Origin of the sequence: Enterococcus sp. DIV1224 (assembly GCF_050555455.1) — a bacterium.
Taxonomy (GTDB): Bacteria; Bacillota; Bacilli; order Lactobacillales; family Enterococcaceae; genus Enterococcus_B; species Enterococcus_B lactis.
The window spans coordinates 46,449-61,683 of the sequence record NZ_CP187859.1 but is presented as its reverse complement, the minus strand read 5'-3'; the positions used below and the strand labels follow the sequence as shown (position 1 = coordinate 61,683).

14 protein-coding genes are annotated in these 15,235 nt (G+C 40.0%); 4 read left to right on the top strand and 10 right to left on the bottom strand.

Annotated elements, in window-relative coordinates:
• Positions 1-44: 44 nt before the first annotated feature.
• From fusA to rpsL, 3 genes are all read right to left on the bottom strand, one after another.
• The gene (gene fusA, locus IGK53_RS00270; protein ID WP_002290441.1) at positions 45-2,132 is read right to left on the bottom strand and encodes an elongation factor G; all 2,088 of its coding nucleotides are present in this window, start codon (positions 2,130-2,132) and stop codon (positions 45-47) included.
• Positions 2,133-2,225: 93 nt separating this feature from the next.
• The gene (gene rpsG, locus IGK53_RS00265; protein ID WP_002290440.1) at positions 2,226-2,696 is read right to left on the bottom strand and encodes a 30S ribosomal protein S7; all 471 of its coding nucleotides are present in this window, start codon (positions 2,694-2,696) and stop codon (positions 2,226-2,228) included.
• An 83-nt stretch (positions 2,697-2,779) separates the two neighbouring features.
• Positions 2,780-3,193 carry a 30S ribosomal protein S12 gene (gene rpsL, locus IGK53_RS00260; RefSeq protein ID WP_002294318.1) on the bottom strand — a complete coding sequence of 138 codons (414 nt, stop codon included), beginning with the start codon at positions 3,191-3,193 and terminating at the stop codon, positions 2,780-2,782.
• A 318-nt stretch (positions 3,194-3,511) separates the two neighbouring features.
• Here rpsL and rpiA point away from each other — a divergent pair, with 318 nt between their 5' ends.
• From rpiA to gpmA, 3 genes are all read left to right on the top strand, one after another.
• Positions 3,512-4,195, top strand: coding sequence for a ribose-5-phosphate isomerase RpiA (gene rpiA, locus IGK53_RS00255; RefSeq protein WP_002290438.1), 684 nt, complete (start codon positions 3,512-3,514; stop codon positions 4,193-4,195).
• A gap of 132 nt (positions 4,196-4,327) precedes the next feature.
• A complete protein-coding gene (locus IGK53_RS00250; RefSeq protein ID WP_002290435.1) occupies positions 4,328-4,909 on the top strand; it encodes a recombinase family protein in 582 nt (193 codons plus the stop codon).
• 170 nt (positions 4,910-5,079) lie between these two features.
• On the top strand, positions 5,080-5,766 hold the full coding sequence (gene gpmA, locus IGK53_RS00245) for a 2,3-diphosphoglycerate-dependent phosphoglycerate mutase (protein ID WP_002290434.1): 687 nt from the start codon (positions 5,080-5,082) through the stop codon (positions 5,764-5,766).
• Positions 5,767-5,920: 154 nt separating this feature from the next.
• Here the strand turns inward: gpmA and IGK53_RS00240 are convergent, their stop codons facing one another.
• The gene (locus IGK53_RS00240; RefSeq protein ID WP_002329247.1) at positions 5,921-6,829 is read right to left on the bottom strand and encodes an IS982-like element ISEfm1 family transposase; all 909 of its coding nucleotides are present in this window, start codon (positions 6,827-6,829) and stop codon (positions 5,921-5,923) included.
• A gap of 538 nt (positions 6,830-7,367) precedes the next feature.
• On the opposite strand from IGK53_RS00240, the gene IGK53_RS00235 reads away from it, so the two are divergent.
• Positions 7,368-8,234: a carbohydrate binding domain-containing protein gene (locus IGK53_RS00235; RefSeq protein ID WP_430604849.1), complete on the top strand. Its 867-nt coding sequence runs from the start codon at positions 7,368-7,370 to the stop codon at positions 8,232-8,234.
• A 383-nt stretch (positions 8,235-8,617) separates the two neighbouring features.
• On the opposite strand, the gene deoD is transcribed toward IGK53_RS00235, so the two are convergent.
• From deoD to IGK53_RS00205, 6 genes are all read right to left on the bottom strand, one after another.
• Positions 8,618-9,325 carry a purine-nucleoside phosphorylase gene (gene deoD / locus IGK53_RS00230; protein WP_002291121.1) on the bottom strand — a complete coding sequence of 236 codons (708 nt, stop codon included), beginning with the start codon at positions 9,323-9,325 and terminating at the stop codon, positions 8,618-8,620.
• Positions 9,326-9,341: 16 nt separating this feature from the next.
• Positions 9,342-10,160, bottom strand: coding sequence for a purine-nucleoside phosphorylase (locus IGK53_RS00225; RefSeq protein WP_002291120.1), 819 nt, complete (start codon positions 10,158-10,160; stop codon positions 9,342-9,344).
• A 24-nt stretch (positions 10,161-10,184) separates the two neighbouring features.
• Positions 10,185-11,351, bottom strand: a complete 1,167-nt coding sequence (gene deoB, locus IGK53_RS00220) for a phosphopentomutase (protein WP_002291118.1) — start codon at positions 11,349-11,351, stop codon at positions 10,185-10,187.
• Positions 11,352-11,449: 98 nt separating this feature from the next.
• Complete coding sequence (locus IGK53_RS00215) at positions 11,450-12,406, bottom strand: ABC transporter permease (RefSeq protein WP_002291116.1); 957 nt, start codon at positions 12,404-12,406, stop codon at positions 11,450-11,452.
• Entirely contained in the window at positions 12,406-13,539 is a 1,134-nt protein-coding gene (locus tag IGK53_RS00210) for an ABC transporter permease (RefSeq protein WP_002329762.1), read from the bottom strand. The genes IGK53_RS00215 and IGK53_RS00210 overlap by 1 nt, the downstream gene beginning before the upstream one ends.
• Positions 13,532-15,094, bottom strand: a complete 1,563-nt coding sequence (locus IGK53_RS00205) for an ABC transporter ATP-binding protein (protein WP_002291113.1) — start codon at positions 15,092-15,094, stop codon at positions 13,532-13,534. Before IGK53_RS00205 ends, IGK53_RS00210 begins: the two co-directional genes overlap by 8 nt.
• Positions 15,095-15,235: the final 141 nt, after the last annotated feature.

The window sequence follows — 15,235 nt, the reverse complement described above, 5'->3', positions numbered from 1 at the left end:
TCTCTTTGGATAATCTCTTTGCAGGACTATCCGGTTTTAAGAAATTATTCAGCTTTTCCGCCGTTTTTCTTAATGATTTCTTCTTGTACTGATTTTGGTACATCTTCGTAGTGGTCAAATGTCATTGTAAATGTACCACGACCTTGAGTAGCAGAACGAAGAGTTGTAGCATAACCAAACATTTCAGCAAGTGGAACCATCGCACGAACAACTTGTTGGCCGCCAGCGCGAGCTTCCATACCTTCAACACGTCCACGACGAGCAGTTACGTGGCCCATAACATCACCTAAGTAATCTTCAGGGATAACAACTTCTACAGCCATGATTGGTTCAAGGATTACTGGATTAGCTTTCTTAGCTGCTGCACGTAATGCCATAGAAGCAGCAACACGGAAGGCAGTTTCATTTGAATCGACATCATGGTATGAACCATCGTAAAGTTTAGCTTTGATATCTACTAATGGATAGCCAGCTAAGACACCATTTTCCATAGCATCTTTCAAACCAGCTTCAACAGCTGGAATGTATTCACGAGGAACAACCCCACCGACGATCGCATTTTCAAATTCGAAACCAGCACCTTCTTCGTTTGGTGTAAATTCGATCCATACGTGACCGTATTGACCTTTACCACCAGACTGACGTACAAACTTACCTTCGGCTTGAGTGCCAGCACGGAAAGTTTCACGGTAAGATACTTGAGGCGCACCTACGTTAGCTTCAACTTTGAATTCACGACGCATACGGTCAACGATGATATCTAAGTGAAGTTCACCCATACCAGCGATGATTGTTTCGCCTGTTTCCACGTTTGTTTCAGCACGGAAAGTAGGATCTTCTTCAGATAGTTTTTGTAAAGCCACACCCATTTTATCTTGGTCAGCTTTTGATTTAGGTTCAATAGCGACTTGGATAACTGGTTCTGGGAATTCCATTGATTCAAGAATAACTAGATTCTTTTCATCACATAGTGTGTCCCCAGTAGTTGTGTCTTTCAAACCAACAGCAGCAGCGATATCTCCAGCGTAAACTTCAGAGATTTCTGAACGAGAGTTGGCATGCATCTGTAAGATACGACCAACACGTTCGCGTTTGCCTTTTGTTGCGTTTTGTACGTATGAACCTGATTTTAAAACACCAGAGTACACACGGAAGAAAGTTAAACGGCCTACGAATGGGTCAGTCATAACTTTAAATGCTAAAGCTGAGAAAGGAGCGCTATCGTCTGCAGGACGTTCTACTTCTTCATCAGTTTTAGGGTCAATCCCTTTGATAGCTGGGATATCTAACGGTGATGGCAAGTAATCAAGAACAGCGTCCAATAGTAATTGAACCCCTTTGTTCTTAAATGCTGAACCACATAGTACTGGGTAGAATTCTACGTTAACTGTTGCGCGGCGGATACCTTCTTTTAACTCAGCTTCAGTGATTTCTTCACCTTCTAAGTATTTCAAAGTAAGTTCTTCATCAGTTTCAGCTACAGCTTCAACCAATTTTTCGCGCCATTCTTCAGCTAATTCGCGGTATTCTTCAGGAATTTCTGTTTCTTCGATCTCTGTTCCAAGATCGTTTGTATACATTTCAGCCTTCATTGTTACAAGGTCGATAATTCCTGTGAAGTCGTCTTCCGCACCAATTGGTAATTGGATTGGGTGAGCGTTTGCTTGCAAACGGTCATGTAAAGTTGATACTGAATATAAGAAGTCAGCACCGATCTTGTCCATTTTGTTTGCAAATACGATACGAGGTACACCGTAAGTTGTTGCTTGACGCCAAACTGTTTCAGTTTGAGGTTCAACACCTGATTGTGCATCAAGAACAGTTACAGCACCATCAAGTACACGCAATGAACGTTCAACTTCAACTGTGAAGTCTACGTGTCCTGGTGTGTCGATGATGTTGATTCGATGACCCTTCCATTGTGCTGTAGTAGCAGCAGAAGTGATCGTAATACCACGTTCTTGTTCTTGTTCCATCCAGTCCATTTGTGAAGCTCCTTCATGAGTTTCACCAATTTTGTGGATTTTACCAGTATAGTACAAGATACGTTCAGTAGCAGTCGTTTTACCAGCATCGATGTGGGCCATGATACCGATATTACGAGTGTTTTGTAAAGAAAATTCTCTGGTCATTCTCCTTGTTTCTCCTCTCTTTACTATCTAGTTGCTAAAAATAAGGACACTATCTGAGGTCGACTTATAAAAGTCGACCAAACAGAGAGAATCTTACCAGCGATAGTGAGCAAACGCACGGTTGGCATCAGCCATTTTATGAGTGTCTTCACGTTTTTTAACAGAAGCACCTGTGTTGTTTGCAGCATCCATGATTTCTTTTGCTAAGCGTTCTTCCATTGTGTGTTCACCGCGCAAGCGAGCGTAGTTTACTACCCAACGAAGACCTAGAGTAACGCGGCGTTCAGGGCGAACTTCAACTGGTACTTGGTAGTTTGAACCCCCAACACGACGTGCTTTAACTTCAAGAACAGGTTGAACGTTTTTCATTGCTTGTTCAAACACTTCTAATGGATCGTTACCTGTAGATTCTTTGATCAAATCAAAGGCATTATAGATAATGTTAGCTGCAATCCCGCGTTTTCCGTCAACCATTACACGGTTGATCAAGCGAGTTACTAATTTTGAGTTATAAATAGGATCTGGTAAAACATCACGTTTTGCAACAGGACCTTTACGTGGCATCCGTAACTCCTCCTTCCGAAATATTGTTCATAGTAATTACTTCTATATAATAGAAGCAAGTTTCATTTGTTTAATAATTAAAATTAAGCTTTAGGTTTTTTAGTTCCGTATTTAGAACGGCTTTGTTTACGGTCGTTAACACCAGCAGTATCTAAAGCACCGCGAACGATATGGTAACGTACCCCTGGTAAGTCTTTTACACGACCACCGCGTAATAATACAACACTGTGTTCTTGTAAGTTATGACCAATCCCTGGGATATAAGCAGTAACTTCAATTAAGTTTGACAAACGAACACGTGCATATTTACGTAAAGCTGAGTTCGGTTTTTTAGGTGTCATTGTACCCACACGAGTTGCTACCCCACGTTTTTGAGGTGAGTTTACGTTAGTTTGAGTTTTCTTAAAGCTGTTATATCCTTTGTTCAAAGCAGGTGAATTAGATTTTTCCACCTTTGATTTACGAGGTTTACGTACTAATTGGTTAATTGTAGGCATTCCTTGTTTCCTCCTTCCCACGATTTGCGTCTAGTTCCACACATCCAGGTGGTTCTTTTTTTGCGATAAAAAATAAATGCAATGTCTGCATCCTTATCAAATATGCTTTGATAAACAGTCAGCACGTTTCTTCACAGAAACCTGTAGATAAAGCACCTTTGTTAGAATATCACGAATGAAAAAACATGTCAACAAGAGATGCAATTTTTTTTGAAAAAGCTTTATTGCAATAAAAAAGAATGGTATCTTTTTGCCGTAAATCACGCTAAAATAGTGAGGAAAGCACGAAGCTCAAACTAAAAAAAGGTGGATGCAAAGATGAATTTAAAACAATTAGCTGGCATTGAAGCCGCGAAATTCGTAAAGGACGGGATGATCGTTGGTCTCGGGACCGGTTCAACCGCCTATTATATGGTAGAAGAGATTGGTCGCCGTATGCGTGAAGAAGGATTACGTATCACAGGAGTCACTACTTCAAATGCGACAAAAGAACAAGCGGAAAAATTAGGAATACCGCTAAAGAGTATCGATGAAGTCCCAGTAGTCGATCTGACGATAGATGGTGCTGATGAAATCAGTGCTGATTTTCAAGGGATAAAAGGCGGCGGTGCTGCTTTGCTTTTCGAGAAAATAGTCGCTACGTACTCAAAAGAAACGATTTGGATCGTTGATTCTTCTAAATTAGTCCATAAACTTGGGAAGTTCCCACTCCCAGTTGAAGTCATCCCTTATGGCTCCCAACAGCTACTTCGTATTTTTGACGAAAAAGGATTCCAACCTGTTTTGCGTACAGACGAAAACGGCGAAGTCCTAACCACAGATGGTGGTCATTATATCATTGATCTGCATCTAGAAGTTATTGAACAACCAGAAAGCTTAGCTACCTATTTAGATGAACTTGTTGGGGTAGTCGAACATGGACTTTTCCTAAATATGGTTTCAAAAGTTGTTGTTGGCTCAGAAAAAGGTGTTGAGATTCTTGATGCCATCCGCCATAAATAAAGAAAAACTGCTTGATCATCCAATAAAAAAAGACAGCGGAAAATTTGCGAAAAAACTATCTTTTTGACGTACTTTATGCTACATTTTTACTGTTATATCCAGTTAGAAAATCACTGCTAGAAAGGAATCACCATGAAAATCATTGGTTATGCACGCACAACCATAAATGATGTTGATTTAACAACTCAGGTTGAACAATTATCTGACTTTGGTTGTCAAGAAATTTTCCATGAGACATATGAAGTGGAACAAAACGATGCTACTGCTGTTCATTTGGAGTCAGTGATTGCTGACATGCAGCAAGGCGATGCACTAGTCGTCTGCCAACTTCATCGATTGGGCAAATCTACACGGCAATTAACAGAACTTACACAATTATTCAAAGACCGCGGGCTGCACTTGATTAGCATTGATGAAGGAATCGATACGCGCGAAATGGGGAAAATCTATTTCCAATTGATGGAAAACCTGGCAAACATGGAGTGCGCATTGATCAAAGAACGTACATTAGTTGGATTAGATGAAGCTCGTAAAAAAGGAAAAATCGGCGGAAGACCAAAAATCGATGCAAAAACGATCAAAAAAATCCGACGTCTCTATTACGAAAAAAAAGAAACAATCCAATTTATTTCTTCAAAATGCGGTGTTTCAGTTGGAACATGTTATAAATATATCAATTTGCCTGAAAAAGAAATCGAGCAATTATGCATCTAATGCCTAAAAACGAACAGTGCTTTCGCAGCTGTTCGTTTTTTTATCTTCTCTACTCGTTTTCTCATAGAATCTTATCCAATTTTTCGATGGAAATCTCTTCCAAAAAATTGTACAATAAAACAGAACTGAAATTTTCAGAAATATAAACCTATCTTAAAGGAGAGCTAAACATGCCAAAATTAGTTTTTTCTCGTCACGGTCTTAGTGAATGGAATGCATTGAACCAATTTACTGGTTGGGCTGATGTAAACCTAGCACCAGAAGGAATCGAAGAAGCAAAAGAAGGCGGACGCAAAATCAAAGAAGCTGGAATCGAATTTGATGTTGCCTATACTTCTGTTTTAACTCGTGCAATCAAAACATGTAACTTGATCTTAGAATATTCAGATCAACTTTGGGTACCACAAATCAAATCATGGCGCTTGAACGAACGTCACTATGGTAAATTACAAGGTTTGAACAAAAAAGAAACAGCTGAAAAATACGGCGACGAACAAGTACACATCTGGCGTCGTTCTTACGATACTCTTCCTCCATTAATGGAAGAAACTGACGAAGGTTCTGCAGCAAACGACCGTCGTTACGCAATGTTAGACAAACGCGATATTCCTGGTGGCGAAAACTTGAAAGTGACATTAGAACGTGCTTTGCCATTCTGGCAAGATAAAATTGCTCCAGCATTACTAGACAACAAAACTGTTTTAGTAGCTGCACACGGTAACTCATTACGCGCTCTAGCTAAACATATCGAAGGTATCTCTGACGAAGACATCATGGATCTTGAAATCCCAACAGGTCAACCACTTGTTTATGAATTAAATGATGACTTAACAGTGGCTAAAAAATACTACCTATAATAGATACTCTATTGTAAATAAGACAGCCCTCTCACCTCCTATTATTGTAAGAGATGAAGGGGCTGTTTTTTTAGATATTGGAAGACGGTAGTCTTGGCTATCTAATGCGAATGACATCAATTTACATAATAACTACCCGTGGTGCTAGTTAATTTTAATATCCTAAAGAATATCTCAAAGTTCCTTCAAAACGTCGTTGTGCTCGACTTAATAGAACACTGTAAGCCAGTAATATGCTGTCAAATCTACTCTCTAGCCCTTTAACAGAACGTGAGTTGAAATTTTGACAACCTAATTTTTCTAAGGAAGAAAAAACAGTCTCAACTGTTTTTCTTTGTTTTCCAAGTAAGCTGTGGTCTAGTTTTTCTGATTTATCCATGTTTTTACGTGGCGGAACGGATATAGTAATGCCCTTAAGGGCAAGCTTTTCATGGATTTTATGGCTAATATATCCTTTGTCCCCTAGGATATTGGGAAGATTCGCTTCTTCCGATAAAGTCTCTAACACTTTCACGTCATGGACACCTGGATTCGTGATTGAGTAAGTAATCGGAAAGCCAGTCTTAGTAACGATCATATGAATTTTAAGACCATAAAAATAAGATTTTTTTGTTGAGTTATAGCCAACTTTGGCTATTTGATTCAATAGTTTTGCTTGTCTATTTCTAACTGGTTTACATAATGGACTAGGAAAACTATCTATAATTCCGACTAGTTCACCTTTGGTGAGCTTCTTGATGAAAAAGTATCGAATAATCTTGATAGTGTAAGCTAAGTTTGAACTTAAGCGAGTGAATCGACTCCTACTAGGAAAGTCACCATTAGGAAATAAGACGGAACAAACCGCTCTATACGTGGCTCTTTGGCTAGTATAGCCATTAATTATGCCCCATATAACACAAGCAATAATCACTGTATCGCGTTGCTTCAGTTGATCAGTATTTCTTCGGTTTTTAATCTTATCTGGTACACAATTGTGGTATATGTTAGAAACAGTTCTCATAATTTCCTTGAATGTTATAAAAGTATCTGTATAATGTTCAGTATATTTTGATGAACGCATATGTAGTCCTCATTTCTTGGGAGTTTTGAGACTACTATATGCGTTTTTTTGTTGATTTACCAACATGTTTAGACATTTTCCTCTAGGAAAAAATTAACTAGCACCACGGGTAATAACTATATGATTATAATAGTAAGTACTGTTTGAATAAACAAAAAATTAAGAGAGAAGGCGTAGCATTGAGAGAAAAAAGAATGTCTGACAATCATTCAGATGTGGAGCGAACATTTTTTGTAGAAACTTATTTAAATTTCATTCTTTTATCCTGTTTCTAAGAGGAAGTTTTCATTTGTATGAGCTATCACCACAACTCTCCATCTTTTCTTATGTTGCTAATAAATGAAGTTTAGATAAAAGTCAACCTTATAAAACTATTTATTTTATCATTTTTTTCTAATGATGAATGTTATATAGAAAAAAGTGTTTACACGACCGCTATTTTCTCGGTTATGATTAATTTGTGAGATACAGACAGACTACACGGCTGCATCTTACAAACAAAATCAAAAAATAAAAATATAGAGTGAGGAGATACAAGATGATCAAAAGTAATTTAAAAACAGTGATGGCAGCAGGTATGGTATTTTTAAGTTTAGGAGGATCCGTTTCGACATTCGCAACAAGTCTATCAACAACTGACTTCGTTAGTACAAGTAAACAGGCCATTGAGCAACAATTGTATATCCATAATGGTGACTTTAATGACGGGTTTGATCATTGGATCACTAGTGGCCAAGAGCCAAATAATCCCACACTTCAAACCGTTAATGGAAATAACTTTGCTTTAGCAAAAAATGGTGAAAATGTTCATCAATATGTGACATTAAAACCAAGTACCACGTATACATTTAGTTATGATGTTGCAGCAAGCGAATCAGCACCAGGACGTGTTGAATTAGGGATCATGAATCATGATGTCGGTTTTGATGTATTAGAACGCAGTGAACATAATAATGAGAACTGGGAACGTGGCAAACTTACTTTTGCGACTCCAGACGATGAAAATACATACCTTATACGATTTGCTTCTACATGGAATGGTTGGGCGAAATATGACAATATCCAAGTGGAAACAGGCGTAACAGAAACAAACATGTTGTCTGTAGGGCGAGAAGGTTCTCAAGCATTTGCTTATTTAACATTGACACCTGAACTTTTTCACAATAATCAAAACAGATGGGTCGTTCACATTGATGGAAGATATCGTTTTGGAACATTTGACGGCACAGCATACTATAGCATTCCAAGAATAGTTGATGGTAATATTCAAGTACGTCACGGAATTCCTGGAAAAGCAGGACAGCGAATAGAAGTATATCGCCTACCAGGACGTCCTGGATCAGGCACCTCACTTGAGCACGCTGTATTATTCGAAACACTTATTATTGATGCAGACTTGATTTAAGTTGAATTTTTCATTCTTCAAGCATCATCACATGAGCAATTGAATGATTAAGGTATTCATCTAGACGAAGCCACCAACAGGAGATGACTCATTTGTCACATCCTGTTGGTAGCCTAGTTCGGAACAGAAAGAGCGTAACTCGCTTCTTTCTGTTCTTTTTTATTTGATTAAGATTGTGCCATTCGTCTGCAATTTAAAAGGAATATCGATTCACATTTTAGACATTCAAATGGTTGACTTTAGAAGGACCCTCGAAGTAACTGAAGCAACGGTTGTCATTGATTTCAGGTTATGTGAGACAGTTTCTGCAAAAAAATGTGACTGCCAAATTTCTATTAATAGAAGTTTAGGCAGTCACACTTTCTTGCTATTTAGCTATTACTTTACCCTTGAATCGCCGTTTCCAATCCTACTTCGATCATTTCATTGAATGTCGATTGACGTTCTGCAGCTGTTGTTTCTTCCCCAGTAATCAAATGGTCGCTAACGGTCATCAAACTTAATGTCTGCACATGGTATTTCGCGCCTAAGTAATAGAGAGCCGCTGCTTCCATTTCCACTCCTAAGACACCAAGTTCAGCTAATTGGAATGTCTCTGTCAAATCATCTTTGTAGAAAGAATCTTCCGAAAGGACATTTCCTACATGAACCGTATAGCCCTTTTCTTTAGCTATCTCATATGCTTTCAGTAATAGATTGAAATCACTGATTGGCGGAAAATGAAAGGCTTGGAAATTTTTTTCGATCATCGAAGAGCTGGTCGCTGCGCCTTGCGCTAGTACTAAATCACGAACATGGACATCTTTTGACAATGCCCCGCATGTACCTACTCGGATCAATTTCTTTACGCCATATGACTGGATCAATTCATGGGCATAGATGGTGGCTGATGGCATCCCCATCCCTGTTCCTTGAACAGAAATACGTTCGCCTTTATATTTGCCGGTAAAGCCTAGCATACCACGGACCTGATTGTAGCAAACTGGTTCTTCTAAAAAAGTCTCTGCAATATATTTAGCTCGCAAAGGGTCTCCCGGAAGTAAAATCTTATCGGCAATCTCGCCTTCTTTCGCTTCGATATGCACACTCATTTTGTTGCTCCTCCTATTACAATAATGTCAATGTTTCTTTAACCAATGCTTTAAAAGATTGTTTGACTCTCTGAGTTGTTTCTACAACTTCTTCATGGCTCAGATTCGCTTGCATGCCTGCTGCTAAGTTGGTAATACAAGAGATTCCTAACACTTTTAATCCGCTGTGAGCTGCTACGATGACTTCTGGAACAGTCGACATCCCTACTGCATCGGCTCCTATTGTCCGAGACATCCGAATCTCAGCAGGCGTTTCATAAGTTGGGCCAGAGTAGCCCATATATACGCCTTCTTTAAGATCCAAACCTAGTTTTTCTGCTGCTGCTTTTGCTGTTGCTTGATAGTCAGGCGTATATGCTTGACTCATATCTGGGAATCTAGGACCCATTTCATCTTCATTCGGGCCGATCAAAGGATTTTCACCAGTAAAATTGATGTGATCGGTAATCAGCATCAAATCTCCTGGTACGAAGGATTCATTGACACCGCCACATGCGTTGGTCACAATGACTGAATGGGCACCTAGTCCGGCCATCACACGTACTGGATAGGTCACTGTTTGCATGGAATGACCTTCATAGTAGTGGAATCTTCCTTGCATGGCTAACACTTTTTTGCCTGCTAGAGATCCGTAAACCAGCTGTCCTGCATGTCCAACTACTGTCGAAACAGGAAAGAACGGGATCTCATCATAAGAAATCATTACAGCATCTTCGATTTCATCTGCTAATTCACCTAATCCTGAACCTAGGATCAAACCAAAATCAATTTCTTTTACTCCTTTATCAAGGATAAACTGGGTCGTTTCTTGTAACATCTCGCTTAACTTGGTCATTTGCTTTCTCCTATTTTAAAAAGATTATTTTAATAATTTTAAGAAGCTTTCGCCATTTTCAGTCGAAGAAACACTAAAGTTCTCAGCAATCGTTGCGGAGATATCAGAATAATACCCTTGAGGCAACGCCCCTTGTTCTTTCATTTTTTTACTGTAGACCAATAACGGTACATATTCTCGCGTATGATCGGTACCAGTAAATGTCGGATCGTTTCCGTGATCGGCTGTAATCATTAGCAAGTCGTCTTCTTCCATGGCTTCAAGCAGTTCTGGGATCCGCAAGTCAAATTCTTCAATCGCATGCGCATAACCGACTACATCCCGGCGATGACCGTATAATGCATCAAAATCTACTAAATTGGTAAAGCTGATACCTGTAAACTCTTTTTTCATAACGTTCAGCAACTGGTCGACGCCATCCATATTACTTTTCGTGCGGACAGATTCAGTGATTCCTTGTCCATTGAAAATATCGTTGATCTTTCCTACAGCAATCACGTCTTTTCCTGCTTCTTTCAAAGAATCGAGGACCGTGTGTCCGAATGGATCCAACGCATAATCATGACGATTGCTTGTTCGTGTGAAGTCTCCTGGTTCTCCGACATATGGACGTGCAATGATTCGACCAATCATGTACGGGTCATCTTTTGTTATATCACGAACGAATTGGCAAACCCGGTATAGTTCTTCTAAAGGAATGATTTCTTCATGTGCCGCGATCTGAAGGACAGGATCAGCAGAAGTATATACGATTAAATCACCCGTTTTCATTTGGTGTTCACCGTAATCGTCAATAACAGCCGTTCCACTATATGGTTTGTTGCATACGACTTTACGGCCAGAAAACTCTTCGATTTGTTTGATCAGATCATCAGGGAATCCGTTCGGAAACACACGAAACGGCGTCTTGATATTCAATCCCATGATTTCCCAATGGCCTGTCATCGTATCTTTCCCTACAGAAACTTCTTCTAATTTCGTCGCATAGCCTTGATGATCTTTCACTGATTCCACACCTTCAAGAGGACGAATCGTTCCCAAACCAAGCTGCTCTAAATGCGGAATGTTCAATCCTGCTTCTTTTGCAATGTGTCCTAATGTATCAGAACCAACGTCACCGAACTTCTCGGCATCTGGTGCTTCTCCAATTCCTACTGAATCCATGACGATCAGATGTACGCGTTTAAACATGATTATTCCTTCTTTCTTTTTATTTTTATTACCTTTAAAACAAAAAGGGCGAGACGAAAAACACTTCCCGTAACCCACCCTTTTTATTCGCTAAAAGATTATTTTGATTTGATATAGTTCTTCCCGTTTGCTTTTGGTCCAGAAGCTTTCCCTAAGAAAACAACCAACACAATGATTGTCAGCAAATATGGAGCAATTTGCAGCAATACTGGTGGAATCGAAGAAATAACTGGTAATTGTGCACCGATGATACTCAAGCTTTGTGCAAAACCAAAGAACAGTGAGGCACCCATTGCGCCTAAAGGATTCCATTTACCAAAGATCATAGCAGCCATGGAGATGAACCCTTGTCCGACGATCGTCCCAGCTGAAAAGTTACCGGAAATCGACTGAGCAAAAACAGCACCGCCCATACCGCCTAACAAGCCTGAAATCAGCACGCCTGAATAACGCATAGCATATACATTGATACCTAATGTATCGGCAGCTTGAGGGTTTTCACCAACTGAACGGAGGCGTAAGCCGAATTTCGTCTTGAAGATGATCACCCAAGCAATGACAGCAATCAAAATTGCACAATAAGCAGGCAAGAATGTATTTTTGAAGAAAATTGATCCAATGACCGGAATATCTGCCAAACCTGGGAAAGAGAAATATCCCAGATTCTGCGTGATGTTATCTGTTTGACCTTTCCCATACCATGCTTTGATCAAGAAAACACCTAAAGCTGGTGCCATCAGATTGATCACTGTACCGCTGATGATATGGTCAGCACGCAAGCTGACTGTTGCTACTGCGTGGATCAAAGAAAATAGGATACCTACGACGCCACCCACTAAAATAGCGATCCATGGCGTCATGGAACCAAGTGAGGGGCTCATCGTCAAGTTGAAAACGATGGAACTAAAAGCACCCATGACCATGATTCCCTCTAACCCTACGTTTACGATCCCGCTGCGTTCAGAAAACGTTCCGCCTAGTGATGTTAGAATTAACGGTGTTGAATAAACCAGTGTTGAAGTAAGAATCAAGGCAATTAATTCGATAGTCGACATTATAGTTCGCCTCCTTCATGGTTTTGATACGTTGGCTTCGCTTCGATTGTCGCAACGATTTCTTCTTGTTTTTTTCCTTGGAAGAACTTAGCCATGACGAAACGAATCAAGAAATTGATCCCAACAAAGAAGATAATCAGAGCAATCGATACATTGACGATCTCAAACGGAACACCAGCTCCTGTCTGCATGCCAAGTCCGCCGATCTTCAAAATACTGAACAAAATCGCTGATAAAAGAATACCGATTGCTGATCCAGATCCAAGTAAGGAGACAGCCATTCCGTCAAATCCAATAGATAGCGAGGTCGTTTGAACGAAGAAGTTTTGATACGTTCCTAATCCTTCAACCACACCGCCAAGCCCCGCCAAAGCGCCAGAAATGACCATCGACAAAACGATCGTACGTTTACTACTCATCCCTGCATACTCAGAAGCAAAAGGATTCAAACCAACGGAACGGATCTCAAATCCTAAAGTCGTTTTCTTCATCAATAGCCAAACGAAAATAAGCGCGATGATTGCTAAAAACAAACCTGAGTTTACGCGAGAGCCGCCAAAAGCTTGTGTTAACCAAGGTAACCGCAACGATGCATTTTGACTGATCATATTGGAAGAGTCCAAACTTGATCGGTAGCTTTCAGGCATCACTTCATGTAAAGCAAACGTGCTTACGTATAATAAGATATAGTTCATCATGATCGTTACGATCACTTCACTTGTTCCAAAAAATGCTCGTAGCAACCCAGGAACAGCCGCTGCCATCGCACCTGCTAAGGCACCTAGGATCACGCACAATGGAAGCAAAACAACTTTTGGAAGATCTGGAAAAGCAAGTGCCACCCAGACACTGACGATCCATCCGCAAAGCGCTTGTCCAGAAAGCCCGATATTGAAGAACCCAGCTGAGTTAGCTACAGAAAACCCTAATGCTGTAAAAATCAACGGCGTTGCTTGCCTTAATGTTTCACCGATTCCTCTTTGCGAACCAAGAGCTGCATCTAACATAGAAGAATAACCTTGGATGGGCTGAAAACCAAAAGCAGCCATCAATATCGCGCCTAAGATTAATCCTAAAACAACTGAAAGTACAGGCACTAATAAATTACGGAATTTCTCGCTGCGATCATTCATGTGCGCCAGCCCCCTTTTCTAACTCTTTTCGTGCTTCTTCTAAGGTATAGCCCGCCATCAATAGACCTAATTCATTTTCAGATGTTTCTTTCGGATCAACGATCCCGACGATTTCTCCTTCATGGATAACAGCAATACGATCCGAAACATTTAAAATTTCTTCTAATTCGAAACTAATCAATAACACTGCTTTGTATTTGTCCCTTTGTTCGATCAGACGTTTATGAATAAATTCGATCGCACCTACATCCAGTCCACGAGTTGGATTTGCAACGATCAACAGATCAGGATCTCGGTCGACTTCCCGAGCGATGATTGCTTTTTGCTGATTTCCGCCTGATAAAGCTTTTGCAGGAACAAGTTCATTCGTTGTTCGAACATCATATTCTTCGATCAATTCTCTGGCATGTTCATTTATCACTGAATAATTCAGCATACCGTTTTTACTGTAAGGTTTTTGATGATACGTTTGCAGTGCAATGTTTTCAGACAATGTCATATCTAGGACCAACCCGTATTTATGACGGTCTTCTGGCACATGTCCTACACCATGTTCAGTGATCTTTCGAGGTTTTTTATTGGTGATGTCTTCCCCTTTTAGCTTGATATGTCCGCTTTCTGCCTTTCGCAAACCAGTCAAAGCTTGGATCAACTCCGACTGCCCGTTTCCATCGATTCCAGCGATACCAAGTACTTCGCCAGCACGAACCTCTAAGTTCAGGTTTTTCACGGCTTCTAATCCACGATTTTCTTTCACCACTAGATTTTCAATAGACAAAACGACTTCTTGAGGCTTCGCTTCTTTTTTCATCGTTTTGAATGAAACCGTTCTTCCGACCATCATATCAGCTAATTGCTGTGAGGTAACGTCTTTAACGTTGACTGTACCGATTCCTTTTCCACGGCGGATAACTGTACAACGGTCAGCTACTGCTTTGATTTCATCTAACTTATGCGTAATCAAAATGATTGACTTGCCTTCTTTGACTAATTCCTTCATGATCACGATTAATTCATCAATTTCCTGAGGGGTCAATACAGCTGTCGGCTCATCAAAAATCAGTACATCTGCTCCTCGGTAAAGTGTTTTTAAAATTTCTACCCGTTGTTCCATCCCAACTGAAATATCACGAACATAAGCATCCGGGTTGACTGATAATCCATATTGTTCAGAAACTTTTTGGATCTCTTTTCGCGCTTTTTTATGGTCAAGCATCCCTGCACGACTAGGTTCGCTTCCCAACACGATGTTTTCTGTTACAGTAAAGGCATCAACAAGCATAAAGTGCTGATGGACCATCCCAATCCCTAATTGATTGGCTTTTGTCGGGCTTGTGATCTGTACTTCTTTCCCACGCATCAAAATTTTCCCTGATGTCGGCTCTAATAATCCGGAAAGCACGTTCATCAATGTAGATTTGCCAGCACCGTTTTCTCCAAGCAACGCATGAATCTCTCCTGCCTTTACTTGTAAATTGATGTTGTCATTTGCCTTGAATGTTCCAAATTCTTTGGTAATATTCTGCATTTCTATGACAATATTTTCTTGAACCACCTTTTTTTCACATCCTAACGATTTCTATCTAGGGCAACGATTGACTAAGATTCACGCTTAGTGAGCGTTCTTCTTTTGAAACAAACATTACTTCAGGGAGTTGTTCCCTTATCCAAACTGTCTCAAGGCAGCTTGGATAAA